The sequence below is a fragment of the Desulfovibrio sp. genome, from assembly GCF_014803725.1.
Classification (GTDB): Bacteria; Desulfobacterota; Desulfovibrionia; order Desulfovibrionales; family Desulfovibrionaceae; genus Desulfovibrio.
Genome location: NZ_JAAVBE010000011.1, coordinates 1 through 15302, shown reverse-complemented (window position 1 = coordinate 15302; position 15302 = coordinate 1). Strand labels below are relative to the sequence as shown.

Sequence of the window (15302 nt, the reverse complement as noted above, 5' to 3'; positions counted from 1 at the left end):
GGATAATTTCGGCATTACAGATGCAGCACAAGCGCACCACAAACTCGGAAGTACACAACGCCATGACAACAGCAACACGCGACGCGCGGCTGCGCATCTATTTTGTGGGCGTGGGCGGGCAGGGTACCCTGACCGCCACCAATTTGCTCGCGCGGGCCGCGCTGGACGCGGGCATCGAGGCTGTGGGCGGCGAAGTGCACGGCATGGCCCAGCGCGGGGGCGTTGTGGAGTCGGCCCTCTTGCTCGGCGGCTGGCGCTCCCCCCGCGTGGACTACGGCGAGGCCGACGTGCTGCTCGGCTTCGAGCCGCTGGAGACCTTGCGCGGCCTCCCCTACCTCCGGGAGGGCGGCGCGGTGTTTTCGAGCAGTGACCCCTTGGCGCCCCTGAGCGTGGCCCTCGGCCAGTCGGTCTATCCCGGCATCGAGCGCATCCGCCGCGAGGTGGACGCCGTGGCGGCGCATGCCTGGTTTTTGCCCTGCCGCAGTCTCGGGCGCGAGGCGGGCTCGGTGCAGAGCGGCGGCACGGCGCTCCTCGGGGCGGCCTGCGCCTCGGGGCTTCTGCCGGTCAGCTTTGACGACCTCACCGCCGCCATCCGCACGCATCTCCCGGCCAAGATACAGGGGGTCAACCTGGCGGCGGCGGAGCTCGGGCGCGCGGCCCTCGTCTGAGCCCAGGCGAAAGCGCGTCTTTCGCGCAACTGTCAGCGCGGTTTTTTCCTTTCCGGGCGCCCCCTTGCGGGGGCGTCCATTTTTTTCGCCTCCCCTTATTGACAGCGATTCCGAACCTTCATAATGAAGCTCTAGGATATGCGGGAAATGGGGTTCCCGCGCTCACGGCGTCCTTTTCGGGTGTCCATCCAGGAGGGTTGGAACATGTCCAATTCCATGTATTTCATTCTTGCGACGGTGTGCCTCATCGTGGGCTACATCGTCTATGGCGGCATCGTGTCGAAAGTGTTCGGCGCGCAGCCCGAGCGGCCGACCCCGGCCAAGACCATGGCCGACGGCGTGGACTATGTGGAAATGCCCACATGGAAAGTCTGGCTCGTGCAGCTTCTGAACATCGCCGGCGTGGGCCCGGTCTTCGGCCCCATCCTCGGCGCGGTGTGGGGCCCCTCGGCCCTGGTGTGGATCGTCATCGGCACCATCTTCGCGGGCGCCGTGCACGACTTCATGGCCGGCATGCTCTCCGTGCGCTATAACGGCGCCAACGTGCCCGCCATCGTGGGCTACAATCTCGGCAACATCGCCAAGCAGATCATGCGCGTCTTCGCCGTGGTGCTGCTCGTGCTCGTGGGCGTGGTCTTCGTGGCCGCCCCGGCCGGCCTGCTCGCCAAGCTCACGCCCGCGACCTTCAACCTGACCTTCTGGGTCTGCGTGATCTTCGCCTACTACTTCATCGCCACCATCATGCCCATCGACAAGATCATCGGCAACTTCTACCCGGTGTTCGGCGCTATCCTCATCATCATGGCCGTGGGCATGACCGTGATGATGTTCGTCGAAAGCGCCAACGGCACGATGGAGTTCTACAATTCCGCGGTGTGGGCCAACCAGAACCCCAAGGGCGCGCCCATCTTCCCGCTGGTGTTCATCACCATCGCCTGCGGCGCGCTCTCCGGCTTCCACGCCACGCAGTCGCCGCTCATGGCCCGCTGCATGGCCAATGAAAAGCTCGGCAAGCCCGTGTTCTACGGCAGCATGGTGGCCGAGGGCTTCATCGGCCTCGTGTGGGCCACCGTGGGCATGAGCTTCTACCACGGCCCCGAGGCCCTGCAGGCGGCCATCGCCGCGGGCGGCCCGGGCAACGTGGTGACGGAATCCTCCATGGCGCTCATGGGTTCCATCGGCGGCGTGCTCGCCATCCTCGGCGTGGTGGTGCTGCCCATCACCTCGGGCGACACGGCCTTCCGCGCCGCGCGCCTGACCATCGCCGAAGCCTTCAACTACTCGCAGAAGGGCATCGCCCCGCGTCTGTACCTGGCCGTGCCCATGTTCCTCGTGGGCATCTTCCTCTCGCAGGTGGACTTCACCATCATCTGGCGTTACTTCGGCTGGGCCAACCAGACGCTCGCCACCATCATGCTCTGGGCGGGCGCTGCCTACCTCATGCGGCGTGACCGCTGCCACTGGCTCTGCACCGTGCCGGCCGTATTCATGACCGCGGTGTGCGTGTCCTACATCTGCTACGAACCCACCATGGGCTTCGCCATCTCCATCGACATCTCCAATATCGTCGGTGTGATCGCGGCCATCGTGGCCTTCGTGGCCTTCATGATGCTCGGCCGCAAGCCCGTGGCTGGCGCGCCCGTCAACTGCTAGACCTGCCTTGGGCGCCCTGGCGGCGCCCGGGGCTCACTTCCGGGGAGCGGGGCTTTCGGGCCCTGCTCCCCCTTGCTGTACCGTCCACCAGCGCTGCGCGGGAGTTCGCATGACCGTCGCCCCCCCCAACATCCTCACCGTGGCCGGCTCCGATTCCGGCGGCGGCGCCGGCATCCAGGCCGACCTCAAGACCATCATGGGCCTCGGCTGCTACGGCATGAGCGTCATCACCGCACTTACCGCGCAGAACGGCCTCGGCGTGACCGGCATTTCCGCGCCCGAGCCGGACTTCGTGGCCTTGGAGCTCACCACCGTGCTCGAGGGCTTTCCCGTGGCGGCGGCCAAGACGGGCATGCTCTTTTCCGCGGGCATCATCCGCGCCGTGGCGCCCATCCTGCGGCGCCGCGACTTCCCGCTGGTGGTGGACCCCGTCTCGGTGAGCCAGAGCGGCAGCCGTCTTTTGGAGGAGGACGCCGTAACGGCCCTCTGCGAGGAGATGCTGCCCGGCTGCGACCTGCTCACGCCCAACCGGCCCGAGGCGGAGATGCTTACGGGCATGAAGATCGCCTCCCTGGAGGACGCCGCGGCCGCCGGGGAGAAGCTGCTCGCCATGGGGCCGAAGGCCGTGCTCATCAAGGGCGGCCACATGGAGAGCAGCGTTGTGGTCACGGATGTGCTCTGCCGGCCCGGAGAGGAGCCCAAGCACCTGCCGCAGGCCCGCGTGGACACCACCAACAACCACGGCACGGGCTGCACGCTTTCGGCGGCCATCGCGTCGGGCCTCGGCAAGGGCCTGCCGCTGGAGGCTGCCGTGGCCGGGGCGCAGCGCTATCTCAACCGCGCGCTCCGGGCGTCCTATGCGCCCGGCAAGGGCTGCGGTCCCGTGAACCACGCGGCCGGGCTCATGCCGGCGTGACAGGGCGTTGACGCCCGCGGGTGGCGCGCTCCTTGCAATGTGCCTGAGGAGCATGAGCGCCGCGCACGGGAGGGCCAGGGCAGATGCCGTTTCGCTTCAAGATGCAGAAAGTGCTGGACTACCGGGCCCAGCTGGAGGAAGAGGCCAAGGTGCGCCTCGCCGATGCCGAACACAAGCTGAGGCAGGCGCAGGAGCATCTTGACGCCATCCGCGCCGAAATGGCGGCCGCGGAGGAAAAGTCCCGCGCTGGCGGCCTGCTCCAGAGCGGCGAGCGCTGGCTGCACGAACAATATCTCAAGGGGCTTGCCGGCGACGCCAGGCAGGCGGAGCTCCAGTTGCGGATGCAGCAGCAGGTGGCGGAAGAGGCGCGGGCGCATCTCGCGGAACGCGCCATGGAACGCAAGTTGCTGGAAAAGCTCAAGGAACGGCAGAAGGCCCAATACCTCCACGCGGAACGGCAGCAGGAGCAGCATTTCAATGACGAAATCTCGACACTCCGCTACAAAGCTTCGGCTTTCTAGGCTCGTCCGCATCCTCGCGGTGTTGTGCTGCCTCAAGGTGGCGGCGCTGGGCCTCGCCTTTTTTGACGTGCCCCTGCCGCACTGGCTCGGCGGCGGCAGCTCGCCGCGCGATGTGGCGCAGCATGACTCCCGTTCCCAGGCCGAAGCCCCGGACGCCGAGGAGACCTCCCGCCGCCTCGAGGCCGCGCTGCTCGCCCAACAGGGCGCCCAGCCTGCGGCCCCGGCCGCTCCTACCGCCCCCGAAGCGCCGACCGCGGCCCCCCTGCCGGAGGTCGCTCAGGCGCCCGTCCCGGCGCAGGTCCCGGCCCTCGCCGGGCTTGACGAGCCGCAGCCGCAGGGTTCGGCGGCGGCGGAGCTCGCCGCGGCCGCGCGCCCGCGCCCCCATGCCGGCGCAGGGGTGAACGGCCTTCCCGCGCCGGTCATCGCCGGCGGCCTTTCCGGGGCCGGCTTTGCCGCCCCGAATGTGGCGGAAACAGCCCTCAACGGGCCGGAACTCCCCACGCCGCCCCCGCTCGGCTCGCCGCTGGTGCCGGCCGGCATCCCCGCGCCGCAGGCCGCGGCGCCTCAGCCGGATGACGGCGAGGGCGCAAGCCTCTGGAACCTTCTCGGCCTGACCTCGCTGCCCATTCCCGGCCTTGGCAGCGCCCGCGAGGCGCATGCCGCCGCGCTGGACATGCCGGTGCCGGCCACGCCGCCTTCCACGCGGGGCGCGTCGTCCTTTGCGCCGGCCGAGCAGCTGGCGCCCATGGGCGGCAGCCCCAGCTCCCTCGGCGGCCCCACGGCGCTCCCGGGCGCCGCGCCCATCCCGGCCAATATCCCCCGCGGCCAGGGCGCGGACGGCGCTCCCCTCCCGCCGCGCGCCGGCGAGCTGCCCTCGCGCGGCATGGGGAATGCCTCCATGCCGGCCCTGCCGCAGACAGACCCCTCGGCCACCTGGCCGGCCCCGGCCCCGCAGGTCACGCCCAAGGCCGCGCCCGTCGACCCCAACGCCCAGGCGCAGGACCTGGCGCGCCAGCAGCAGGACATCCTCATGCTGCGCCAGCAGATGGACCAGCGCCTCAAGGACCTCCAGAGCGCCGAAGGCAAGATGAAGGACATGATCCGCGAGGCCCGCGAGCTGGAGGACAAGAAGGTCAAGAACCTCATCCTCATGTACGGCAACATGAAGCCGCGCATGGCCGCACAGGCGCTGGAGAACATGGACGAGCGCGTGGCCGTGCGCATCCTCTCGGGCATGGCGCCCAAGCAGTCCGGCGAGATCCTGACCTACACCAATCCCGCCAAGACGGCCAAGTTCACGGAAATGATCACCCGCATGCGGATGCCTGAATAATGCGCCTCAAGCTGCTACTGGCCTATGACGGGACGGGATTCAGCGGCTGGCAGATACAGGAAAAGCCCCAGCCCCCGCCCACCGTGCAGGGCACGCTGGAGGCGGCGCTCGGGCGGCTGGCGGGGCGCCCCGTGCGCGTGTTCGGCTCGGGCCGCACGGATGCCGGCGTCCATGCGCACGGGCAGGTCGCCCATTGCGATGTGCCCGAGAAGCCGGGCAGGACCGGGCGCCCCGGTTTTGACTGGCGCCACGGCCTGAACGCGGTTCTTCCGCCTTCCGTGCGCGTGCTCGCCGCCGAGGCGGCGCCCCCGGATTTCGACGCCCGCCGCGATGCCGTTGCCAAGACCTATGTCTACCAGTTCTGGCGCGAGGGCCGCTTCGTGCCGCCGGCGCTCGCGCCCTTTGTCTGGGCCTGCGGCCCGCTGGACGAAGGCCGCATGCGCGCGGCGCTGCCGTCATTCGTGGGCGAGCGGGATTTCGCCTCGCTGCGCAATGCCGGCTCGGAGACGCGCGGCAGCGTGCGCCGCATCTTCGCCGCCACGCTGGACGCGCAGCCCCCGCAGGAATTTTATCCCCCGCATGCGCCGCTTCTGCGGCTCACCGTGACGGCCAACGGCTTCCTCAAGCAGATGGTGCGCAACATGGCCGGCATCCTCGCGGCCTGCGGCCGGGGCAAGCTCGCGCCCGAGGCGGTGCCCGCCATGCTCGCCGCCTGCGAGCGCGCGGCCGTGCCCGCGCCCACCGCGCCCCCGCAGGGCCTCGCCCTGGCCCGCGTGGACTATGGCCCGGCCGACCCCTCCGCCGGACGGTAAAATCCCGCGTTCCTCCCCCATGCGCCTCCCTTGCCTGCGGCCTTCGCCTGCGATAGCCTGCCGCATGCCCAAGCCCCTTGCCGCCCCTGCCGGAGCCCCGCTCGCGCCCGCCTCGCAGCTTGCGCTCCTGCGCGAGCTGACAACGCTTGTCAACAGCGCGGGCGATGTGGCGCAGAGCCTCGAGCGCGCGCTGGCGCTCATGGCGGAGCATTTGCCCATCATCCACGCCATGGTCACGCTCGTTGACCCCAAGAGCGGCGAGATCCGCACGAGCGCCGCCTTTGGCCTCAACCCGGCGGAGCGGCGCCGCGGACGCTACCTCCAGGGGGAGGGGGTCACGGGCCGCGTTATCGCCAGCGGCCGCGCCATGTGCGTCTGCGACGCGGGCTCCGAGCCGCTTTTTCTCAACAGGACGCGCTCGCGCGACCTCACGCGCGAAAGGGTGTCCTTCCTCTGCGTGCCCATCCGGCTGCATGACCAGGTGGTGGGCGCCCTCTCGGTGGACCAGCACAGCACGGATGCGGGCACGCTGGAAGACGAACTCCACCTGTTGCAGGTCATCGCCGCCTTGCTCGCGCATACGGCGCTGGAAAGCCAGGACCGCATGGCCGAGGCCGCGCCGCCCCGCGGGCGCCCGGCCGGTTTTGTGGGCAATTCCGAGGCCATGCACGCGGTCTATGCCCAGATAGCCCAGGTGGGGCCTTCGCCGGCCACGGTACTGCTGCAGGGCGAATCCGGCACCGGGAAGGAGCTGGCCGCCCGGGCCATCCACGCGGCGAGCCCGCGCGCGGGAGGACCCTTTGTGTCGCTCAATTGCGCGGCGCTGCCCGAAAGCCTCATGGAGAGCGAGCTTTTCGGCCACGAGCGCGGTGCCTTCACGGGCGCGGCCCAGACGCGCAAGGGCCGCTTCGAGCTGGCCGCCGGCGGCACGCTCTTTCTGGACGAGGTGGGCGAGCTCGCGCCGGCCACTCAGGCCAAGCTCCTGCGCGTGCTCCAGGAGCGGGCCTTCGAGCGCCTGGGCGGCATGGAGACCCTGCGGGCGGATGTGCGCATCATCACGGCCACCAACCGCGACCTCGAGCGGATGGCGGAGGCCGGCGCCTTCCGCCTCGACCTCTTTTACCGCCTCAATGTCTTTCCGCTCTGTCTGCCCCCGCTCAGGGAGCGGCAGGAGGACATCCTGCCCTTGGCCGCGCATTTTCTCGGCCGCTTTGCCGGCGGCGGGCGCGGGCCCGCGCACCTTTCGCTCGCCGTGATGGACATGCTCCAGCGCTACGCGTGGCCCGGCAATGTGCGCGAGCTGCAAAACGTCATGGAGCGCGCCGCTCTCCTGCTGGGGCCCGAACGCGTGGTCTTGCCGCAGCATTTGCCGCCGGCCTTGCACGGGGGCGCCGCGCTCGCGTCCGCTGGAGGGCGGCCGGCTGCGCCTCCTCCGGCGGGGAGCCTTGCCGAGCGCCTGGAAGAGGTGGAGCGCGCAAGCATCGTGGAGGCGCTTGCCGCCTGCGCCGGGCACATGGGCAAGGCCGCGGCCGCGCTCGGCCTCACCGAGCGGGTCATGGCCCTGCGCCTGAAAAAATACGGCCTCACCTACAAGACCTTCCGGGAGGGCAAGCGGCCGCATTCCTGAACGAGTCGCCCATGCCCGCGCGCCTGCCGTACATCCATCCGCAACACCTTTCCGGCCCGTGCCGCAGCAAGATTCCACATTTTTGTCGATTTTTTGCGGGCTTTTCCGGGGCGCCGCTGGGCGCCTTCTGGGCGGCTGTGGGGGCTCTGTTTCCGGCTCTGAATCCCAAAAAACGACCAAAAAGTATATTTCGGCTGTGATTCCTCTATCTCCATGGATTTATGGAGATTTTTTTCTGACTCTTCCTTGTGTCCCCGTCTTTTAAGCCGCAGGCGAAGCAATAAACGACATTTTTGTCGTTTTTTTTCTCCGCATGGTGCCGCACGCAGGGGATATTCGCGCGGGAACTTTCGGCAGAAGAGAAATTTCTTCTGGAAAACCATCTTGTTAGCACTTCAGGGGAGCCTTCCGCCGCCGCTGGCATGCTTTATGCCCCAAGGGGTCTTGTGCCGGCCGGCTGTCGTCTTGCGCGGGGGCCACCCCCCTGGCCGCCCGCGCCCTGCGGCCGGCCGCACCCATCCCTTGCAAAGGAGTTTTCCCATGGCTTCTCCCCGCAGCGAGGCTGTTGCCCGCGCCCATGCCACGCCCCCCGTCACTCCTGAAAGCGCCGCCCCCCGCGACGCCGACGCCCTGTTCGGCCGCGATGTCTTCGGCCTCGACACCATGCGCCGCCGCCTGCCGCGCGACGTGTACCGTAAGCTTGAAAAGACCGTGCGCGAGGGCAGCCGCCTCGACCCGGCCATCGCCGATGTGGTCGCCAACGCCATGAAGGACTGGGCCATCGAGCGCGGCGCCACCCACTATACGCACTGGTTCCAGCCCATGACGGGCCTGACCGCCGAAAAGCACGACGCCTTTCTCTCGCCTGCGGCCGGCGGCCACGGCATCAGCGAATTTTCGGGCAAGATGCTCATCAGCGGCGAGCCGGACGCCTCCTCCTTCCCCTCCGGCGGCATCCGCTCCACCTTCGAGGCGCGCGGCTACACCGCGTGGGATCCCATGTCGCCGGCTTTCATCATCGACGGCCCCTACGGCGCCACCCTGCATATCCCCACCTTCTTCTATTCCTATTCGGGCGAGGCGCTGGACCGCAAGATCCCGCTCATGCGCTCCATCGACGCGCTCTCGAAGCAGGCCCTGCGCGTGCTGCGCCTGTTCGGCAACACTTCGGCCACGGGCGTGCGCCCCATGGTGGGCCCGGAGCAGGAATACTTTTTGGTGGACAAGAATCTCGCGGCGCTTCGGCCCGACCTCATGCTCGCCGGGCGCACCCTCGCCGGCGCGCCGTCGCCCAAGGGCCAGGAGATGGAAGACCACTATTTCGGCGCCATCCCGGCCCGGGTCATGAGCTTCATGCAGGACCTGGAAAACGGGCTGCTCGCCCTGGGCATCCCGGCCAAGACGCGGCACAACGAGGTCGCGCCCGGGCAGTTCGAGATCGCCCCGGTCTATGAGGACGCCAACCTCGCCTGCGACCACAACATGCTCACCATGAACATGATGCGCCACCTCGCCGGGCGCCACGGCTTCGTCTGCCTGCTCCATGAAAAGCCCTTCGCCGGCGTCAACGGCAGCGGCAAGCACAACAACTGGTCGCTCTGCGATTCGGACGGCCAGAACCTGCTCAACCCCGGCTCCACCCCGCAGGACAATGCCCAGTTCCTTGTGTTCCTCGCCGCGGTGCTGCGCGCGGTGCACAAGCACGCCACGGCCCTCAGGCTCGGCGCCATCGGCGCGGGCAACGACCACCGCCTCGGCGCCAACGAGGCGCCGCCGGCCATCCTCTCGGTCTATCTCGGCGAACAGCTGACGGAAGTGCTCGAGAACATCATCAGCGGCGGCCACGCCGCGGCCGAGCGCGCGCCGGTGATGGAGGTGGGCGTCTCCACCCTGCCGCCCTTGCCCTGCGACCTCTCTGACCGCAACCGCACGAGCCCCTTCGCCTTCACGGGCAACAAGTTCGAGTTCCGCGCCGTGGGCTCCTCGCAGTCCGTGGCGCCGGTGAACATCGCGCTCAACGCGGCGGTCGCCTGCGCGCTGGACGACATCGCCACCGAGCTCGAGGCGTCGCTGGCCGACGGCAAGGACCTCACCCAGGCCCTGCAGGAGCTGTTGCCGCGCCTCTTCCGCGAGCACCTGCCCGTGGTGTTCAACGGCAACGGCTATTCGGCGGAATGGCCCGTGGAGGCCGCCCGCCGCGGGCTGCCCAACCACGCCAACACCGTGGACGCGCTTGCGCACTACACCGACCCCGAGGTGATGGAGGTCTTCGTGCGCCCCGGCGTGCTCACCGAGCGCGAGGTCGAGGCCCGGCAGGAGATCCTGCTGGAGAACTACGCCAAGACCGTGCGCATCGAGGGCCAGATTTTGGCGGACATGGTGCGCAGCCAGATCCTCCCGGCGGCGCGCAAGGCGCAGGCGAAGGCCGCGGAAGTGCTCATCAGGACGCGCGAGGCCATGGGCGGCGGCAAGTGCCCCATGGAGGAGGCGCAGCTTGAGAGCCTGCGCACGCATGCGGACGCGCTCCAGGACCAGGTGGGCACCCTGGAAGCCGCCCTGGCCGCCACGGCGCAGGCGGAGGGGGCGCTGGCCCAGGCCCGGGCCGTGCGCGACGCCGTGCTGCCGGTGATGGGCGAGTGCCGCGCACATGCCGACGCGCTGGAGCGCCTTGTGGACGACAGCGAGTGGCCGCTGCCCAAGTATGCGGAACTGCTCTGGGTGCACTAGGGCGCAGGGAAGGCAAAGGGTATGCTATACCAGGCAGTTGACAGAATATTCCTTAATTCCGTCTGGAGCGCAGCGGAAGACGGGTGCTGGTGCCGGAAGAATCCTAAAAAATAAGATTTTTCACTGCTGGCAAGGAAGATAAAAATTTCCGAAGGGAGTGTACTCAAGTACTCGACCGAGGAAATTTTTCTCTGACGCAGCCAGCAGTGAAAAGGCTGTTTTTGACGGATAATTTCGGCGTCACCCGTGCAGCACAGGCGCACCACCAACTCGCCGGTATGACAAAGCCCAGTCCAAAGAAAGAAAACCCGCGCGGGTTTGCTTGCCAAGACGCGCGCATGAAAGCATCCCGGGCGGCCATGCTCCGCAGGGATACTTTCATGCGCCGGTGCGGGAGGGAGGATTCGTCATGTGCAGGATAGGCTCCATCAAGTGCCGGGAGGCCGTGCCGCCTTCGCTGGCATTGAGGCTCATGCTCCCCCAGCAGGAGGGGCACGACAATTCCGGCTTCGCGCTCGTCATGCAGGATCTCGAGGGCGCCTTTAGCCATTACAAGGAGACGCCCCTGCTCTCGCTGGCCACAACGCCCGAGGGGCTTCGGCTCGTCGCCGACCACATGGCGGCCCTGGGCTTCGTGCAGCTCGCCCAGTGGGTGCCCGAGGTGGACAATCGCGCCGGGCTGAACATGGCGGCCATGCCGCGCTATGTGTTCAGCAATTATGACTGGCCCGAGGTCTACCGCTACCGCGGCCAGAAAGACCGCGAGGAGCTGCTGCTCGACACGCGCCTCGCCCTGCGCCGCCTGCTCGAGGAGCACGACGCGGGCTATGTGTATTCCTTCTGGCCGGACGTGCTCACCCTGAAGGAAATCGGCGACCCGGCGGACATCGCGGCCTATTTCCGCCTGTGGGACGACGACGGGCGCCTTGTGGCGCGCAACATCGTGGCCCAGTGCCGGCAGAACACCAATTACGGCATCGTGCGCTATGCGGCGCATCCCTTCTTTTTGCAGGGGCACACGCTCTGCGCCAACGGCGAGAACACCCTCTTCACGCGCAACCGGGAGTTTCAGCAATCGCTGCACCGGGGCTACACGGGCTTCGAGTCCGACTCGCAGTGCCTGCTCTACACCCTGCACTATGTGCACCGCGAGCTCGGCTGGCCGCTCACCTATTACAAGCATGTGCTCACGCCGCTCCCCGCGGCCGAGGCCGCCAGCCGGGAGGACGGCGAGGTGCTGGGGCTCATCCGGGAGTCGCTGGCGCAGCTTGAGATCAACGGCCCCAACGCCATCATCGGGCTTTTGCCGGACGGCAAGATGCTCGCCTGCTGCGACGCCAAGAAACTGCGCCCGCTGGTCATCGGAAGCGACGGCGACATGGTGGCCATGGCCTCGGAAGTGTGCGGGCTCAACGCCATAGTGCCCGCGCGCGACAAGGAAAAGGACATCTATCCCGGCGAGCGCGAGCTCGTGGTGGTGGACAATGGCCTGGAGCTGCAGCGATGGCTCCAGTGAAGCGCAAGGCCCCGGGAGGGGAGATGGCCGCGCAGGCCGTCTCCGTCACCGTCAATGACCTGCCCTGGCTCGTGCGGCACGATGCGGGCCGCTGCGTGCTCTGCGGGGCCTGCACGGCGGCCTGTACCTTCGGGGCCATCGAGGCGAAACTGCCCCCGCGCGGTGCCAGCGCGGCCGAGCGGGAAGCGCGCAAGGAGGCAGGCTACGGCGGGCGCCCGGTCATCGTCCAGAAGGCCGATGCGGCCCACGCCTGCACGGGCTGCGGCATGTGCGAAAAGGTGTGCCCGGCCGGGGCCATCCGGCCCGTGCGCAACCCCGACAACCGCTGGGCCGTGCTCTCCCGCACCCACGGCGAGCCCGCGCGCCGCGGCGGGCGCGGCGGCCGCAGCGTGGTGGAGGCGCCGCCGCGCGAGCGCACGCTGGACGCCGTGGTCATCGGGCGTATCAGCCAGATGACCGACCCGGCGCTCGATTCGGAGCGCCACACCTTTGAGCTGCGCTCGCCCNTNGGGCGCCTCCTGCGGCCCGGGGAGCTGCCCNTNNNGGTGGAGGACGGGCGCCTCGTGCTCGCCGGCGAGACGCCGCCCGTGCGCTGGATCTATCCCGTCATCTTCAGCGACATGAGCATCGGCGCGCTCTCCACGCGCGCNTGGGAGGCGCTGGCGCTGGCCGTGGCGTGGCTCAANGAGGAGTGCCATCTTCCCGTGCGCATGTCCTCGGGCGAGGGCGGCGTGCCCACGCGCNTTNTGGAATCCGNGCGGCTCANGTATTTCATCCTCCAGATCGCCTCNGGCCACTTCGGCTGGAACCGCATCATCGAGAGCCTGCCNCGCATGAAGGCCGACCCNGCGGCCGTGCTCATCAAGGTGGGGCAGGGCGCCAAGCCGGGCGACGGCGGNCTNNTNCCNGCNGCCAAGGTGGCGCCGCANATCCAGGCCATNCGCGGCGTGCCCGGGGCCACCCTGCATTCGCCGCCCAACCANCAGGGCCTGTANTCCATCGAGGAGGCGGTGCAGAAGATGCACCTCTCCATGAACGCGGCCTTCGGCTTCCGCGTGCCCGTGGCGGTCAAGTGCGCGGCCTCGGCCACCTCGGTGGCGGTNTATAACAACCTNTTGCGCGACCCGTANCACATTTGCGGCGGCTTCTTCCTNGACGGCATGCTCGGCGGCACGGGCGCGGCCTATTCCGTCTCGCTGGAGCACACCGGGCACCCGGTGGTCTCGGTGGTGCGNGACTGCTACCGCGCGGCGGCCGGNCANGGNCTNCANGGGCGNATCCCGCTCTGGGCNGGNGGCGGCATTGGCATGAACGGCGACGCCGCGGCGGACGCCTTCAAGCTCGTCTGCCTCGGCGCGGACGGCGTGGTGCTCGGGCGCCTGCTGCTCCAGTTGCTCGGCTGCGTGGGCAACGAGCACGGNCGCTGCAACGCCTGCAACACCGNCCGNTGCCCGGTGGGCATCTGCACGCAGGACCCNCGCCTCGTGCGNCGCCTNGATGTGGANGCGGGCGCGCAGGCCATCGTGGACTACATGCGCGCCTTTGACGCGGAGCTGCGCAAGCTGCTGGCGCCGGTGGGCAACAGCGCGCTCCCCGTGGGCCGGGCCGACGCGCTGGTNGCCACGCGCANGGACGTGGCGGACAGGCTCGGCATCGCCTACGCCTGCTAGGAGCGGGAGGACAGCATGCTCTTCATTTCAACGGTCGAGGGCCACGAGCGCATGTCCACCCGCGANCTNCTGCTGCGCATCAAAAGCGCNGTGGAGGCNGGCGAGACGGANTTTNNCATCGAGGCNNCGGGCCAGCANGACATCGGGGGNCCNCTCTGGAACGCCGAGGGCCGNCCCCTGCGCTTCGNGATCGTGAACCCNGGCCAGCGNGTNGGCTCCATGGCNCTCCCNGGCACGGAAATCACCGTGCGCGGGCCCGCGCCGGCCGACGTGGGCTGGCTCAACTCGGGCGGNCGCATCACCGTGCTCGGCGACNCCGGNGACACCACGGGCCATTGCGCGGCCGCGGGCGCCATCTTTGTNGCNGGCAGGGCNGGCACGCGCACGGGCTCGCTCATGAAGCACGACCCGCGGCACGANCCGCCNGAGCTCTGGGTTTTGGGCACGGTGGGNAGCTTCGCCTTCGAGTTCATGGGCGGGGGCCGCGCCGTGGTGTGCGGGCTCGGNCCGGCNGCCGCGGGNGCNGAAGGCGCCCCCNTGGGCGAGCGGCCCTGCGTGGGCATGGTGGGCGGCGTGGTCTATGTGCGNGGCGCCTGCCCGGANCTGCCCCCGGGCGTGCGCGCCTTGCCGCTGGACGNNGAAGATACCGCCTGGCTTGGCGCCGGCATGCCCGGCTTTCTCNNNGCCGTGGAGCGNCCTGACCTGNTGGANGAGCTTTGCCNGTGGCGCGACTGGCGCAAGATCGTGCCCGACGCGCCGNGAGCGAGNGTGCGGGCANNNGCGCNNCGCACGACAGCCGGGAAGCNNTGGCGCGGTTCCGCGCCCGCGCGTGGCCGGAGGGCGGNCTCTTCGGCGANGNGCTGCAGGACAGCGGCGAGGTGGACGGCCTCGTCGCCACGGGCGCCGGNCGCCTTCGCGCCCCCGTGTGGGNCGCGGCGGCCGGGGAATGCCGCCNNTGCTGGGCCTGNGTGCGCGCCTGCCCNCAGGCGGCCGTNCGNCGGCGNANCGGGNGCGCGGACGCGCCCGGGCCGCTNACCGTGNAGNGNNNCCGNTGCATTGGCTGCGGCATCTGCGCGGCCGTGTGCCCTGAGGGGCTCTGGCGCCTCGTGCCCGTGGAGGAGGGCGGGGCGCTGTAGGGCGCCTTGTGCTTGCTTTGCTTGTGCGTGACCTTGGTACGCTTTGGTGGTAGCGCACTGCCTGTGCTTGCACGGGTAACGCCGAAAGTATCCGTCAAAAACAGCCTTTTAGGTTCCGGCTTCGTCAGAAAAAAATTTCCTCGGTCGAGTACTTAAGTACACTCCCTTCGGAAATTGTTTTTCTTCCTCGCCGGAACCTAAAAATCTTATTTTTTAGGATCCTTCCGGCACCAGCACCCGTCTTCCGCTTCGCTCCAGACGGATTTATGGAAGACCTGTAACCGATAGTGTCTGATTTTTTTCCTCTTCCGCCCCACATCCCCAATAATCTTGCAAAAAAGGAGGCGGACCCCGCAAGGCCCGCCTCCTTTTCACTTCTCTTACCGAAAACGCCTACTTCTTGGAGTTCTGGTAGAGGGTGTGGTATTCCTCCAGCGTCTTGCGGATGAACTTGCCGATCTTGAGGTAGGCGGTCTTGTTGAGGTTGGCGAGCGACACGCGCACCGACCACTTGGGCCCGTCAAAGCCGTCGCCGTTCAGGAGCACCACCGCATCCTCCTGCGCGAGCCGCACCACCACGTCCAGCGGGTCGAAGTTGGCGTTGAGGTAGGCCGCGAAGTCGTCGCCATAGAACTTCTTCGCCCAGACCATCATGTCGATCTCGCTGTAGTAGCCCGCGCGGTACTTGTCGGGCAAAAGGGTGAAGCCCGTGGTGTCCCAAAG

The 15302-nt window shown here is 68.6% G+C and carries 11 protein-coding genes and 3 pseudogenes; 12 read left to right on the top strand and 2 right to left on the bottom strand.

Going from position 1 to position 15302, the window contains the following annotated elements:
• Positions 1-62: 62 nt before the first annotated feature.
• The 8 genes from HDR50_RS03535 to HDR50_RS03500 all read left to right on the top strand — a co-directional run bounded on the left by HDR50_RS03535 (position 63) and on the right by HDR50_RS03500 (position 10257).
• Complete coding sequence (locus tag HDR50_RS03535) at positions 63-668, top strand: indolepyruvate oxidoreductase subunit beta (protein WP_291355971.1); 606 nt, start codon at positions 63-65, stop codon at positions 666-668.
• Positions 669-872: 204 nt separating this feature from the next.
• Positions 873-2321 carry a carbon starvation protein A gene (locus HDR50_RS03530; protein WP_291355969.1) on the top strand — a complete coding sequence of 483 codons (1449 nt, stop codon included), beginning with the start codon at positions 873-875 and terminating at the stop codon, positions 2319-2321.
• 109 nt (positions 2322-2430) lie between these two features.
• Positions 2431-3237, top strand: a complete 807-nt coding sequence (thiD, locus tag HDR50_RS03525; protein ID WP_291355967.1) for a bifunctional hydroxymethylpyrimidine kinase/phosphomethylpyrimidine kinase — start codon at positions 2431-2433, stop codon at positions 3235-3237.
• 83 nt (positions 3238-3320) lie between these two features.
• The gene (gene fliJ / locus HDR50_RS03520) at positions 3321-3758 is read left to right on the top strand and encodes a flagellar export protein FliJ (RefSeq protein ID WP_291355965.1); all 438 of its coding nucleotides are present in this window, start codon (positions 3321-3323) and stop codon (positions 3756-3758) included.
• Positions 3715-5091, top strand: a complete 1377-nt coding sequence (locus tag HDR50_RS03515) for a hypothetical protein (RefSeq protein WP_291355963.1) — start codon at positions 3715-3717, stop codon at positions 5089-5091. Before fliJ ends, HDR50_RS03515 begins: the two co-directional genes overlap by 44 nt.
• Entirely contained in the window at positions 5091-5903 is an 813-nt protein-coding gene (truA, locus tag HDR50_RS03510; RefSeq protein WP_291355961.1) for a tRNA pseudouridine(38-40) synthase TruA, read from the top strand. Before HDR50_RS03515 ends, truA begins: the two co-directional genes overlap by 1 nt.
• Positions 5904-5967: 64 nt before the next feature.
• Positions 5968-7530, top strand: a complete 1563-nt coding sequence (locus HDR50_RS03505) for a sigma 54-interacting transcriptional regulator (RefSeq protein ID WP_291355959.1) — start codon at positions 5968-5970, stop codon at positions 7528-7530.
• A 540-nt stretch (positions 7531-8070) separates the two neighbouring features.
• On the top strand, positions 8071-10257 hold the full coding sequence (locus tag HDR50_RS03500) for a glutamine synthetase III (protein WP_291355957.1): 2187 nt from the start codon (positions 8071-8073) through the stop codon (positions 10255-10257).
• On the opposite strand, the gene HDR50_RS03495 is transcribed toward HDR50_RS03500, so the two are convergent.
• Complete coding sequence (locus HDR50_RS03495; protein ID WP_291355955.1) at positions 10254-10586, bottom strand: hypothetical protein; 333 nt, start codon at positions 10584-10586, stop codon at positions 10254-10256. The genes HDR50_RS03500 and HDR50_RS03495 overlap by 4 nt on opposite strands.
• Positions 10587-10666: 80 nt before the next feature.
• Here HDR50_RS03495 and HDR50_RS03490 point away from each other — a divergent pair, with 80 nt between their 5' ends.
• The 4 genes and pseudogenes from HDR50_RS03490 (at position 10667) to HDR50_RS12415 (ending at position 14579) form a co-directional block, all read left to right on the top strand.
• Positions 10667-11773, top strand: coding sequence for a glutamate synthase (locus HDR50_RS03490; RefSeq protein ID WP_291355953.1), 1107 nt, complete (start codon positions 10667-10669; stop codon positions 11771-11773).
• On the top strand, positions 11761-13443 hold the full coding sequence (locus HDR50_RS03485; RefSeq protein ID WP_291355951.1) for a glutamate synthase-related protein: 1683 nt from the start codon (positions 11761-11763) through the stop codon (positions 13441-13443). The genes HDR50_RS03490 and HDR50_RS03485 overlap by 13 nt, the downstream gene beginning before the upstream one ends.
• A gap of 15 nt (positions 13444-13458) precedes the next feature.
• Positions 13459-13971: pseudogene (locus HDR50_RS12420) on the top strand (4Fe-4S ferredoxin); the annotation flags it as partial.
• A 194-nt stretch (positions 13972-14165) separates the two neighbouring features.
• Positions 14166-14579, top strand: a pseudogene (locus HDR50_RS12415) (4Fe-4S binding protein).
• Between the two features lie 393 nt (positions 14580-14972).
• On the opposite strand, the pseudogene HDR50_RS03475 reads toward HDR50_RS12415, so the two are convergent.
• A pseudogene (locus HDR50_RS03475) lies at positions 14973-15302 on the bottom strand (hypothetical protein); the annotation flags it as partial.

Excerpts from the sequence above, each read along its gene's own strand:
- HDR50_RS03535 (WP_291355971.1), top strand. The coding sequence starts at position 63 with ATGACAACAGCAACACGCGACGCGCGGCTGCGCATCTATTTTGTGGGC.
- HDR50_RS03530 (WP_291355969.1), top strand. The coding sequence starts at position 873 with ATGTCCAATTCCATGTATTTCATTCTTGCGACGGTGTGCCTCATCGTG.
- thiD (WP_291355967.1), top strand. The coding sequence starts at position 2,431 with ATGACCGTCGCCCCCCCCAACATCCTCACCGTGGCCGGCTCCGATTCC.
- fliJ (WP_291355965.1), top strand. The coding sequence starts at position 3,321 with ATGCCGTTTCGCTTCAAGATGCAGAAAGTGCTGGACTACCGGGCCCAG.
- HDR50_RS03515 (WP_291355963.1), top strand. The coding sequence starts at position 3,715 with ATGACGAAATCTCGACACTCCGCTACAAAGCTTCGGCTTTCTAGGCTC.
- truA (WP_291355961.1), top strand. The coding sequence starts at position 5,091 with ATGCGCCTCAAGCTGCTACTGGCCTATGACGGGACGGGATTCAGCGGC.
- HDR50_RS03505 (WP_291355959.1), top strand. The coding sequence starts at position 5,968 with ATGCCCAAGCCCCTTGCCGCCCCTGCCGGAGCCCCGCTCGCGCCCGCC.
- HDR50_RS03500 (WP_291355957.1), top strand. The coding sequence starts at position 8,071 with ATGGCTTCTCCCCGCAGCGAGGCTGTTGCCCGCGCCCATGCCACGCCC.
- HDR50_RS03490 (WP_291355953.1), top strand. The coding sequence starts at position 10,667 with ATGTGCAGGATAGGCTCCATCAAGTGCCGGGAGGCCGTGCCGCCTTCG.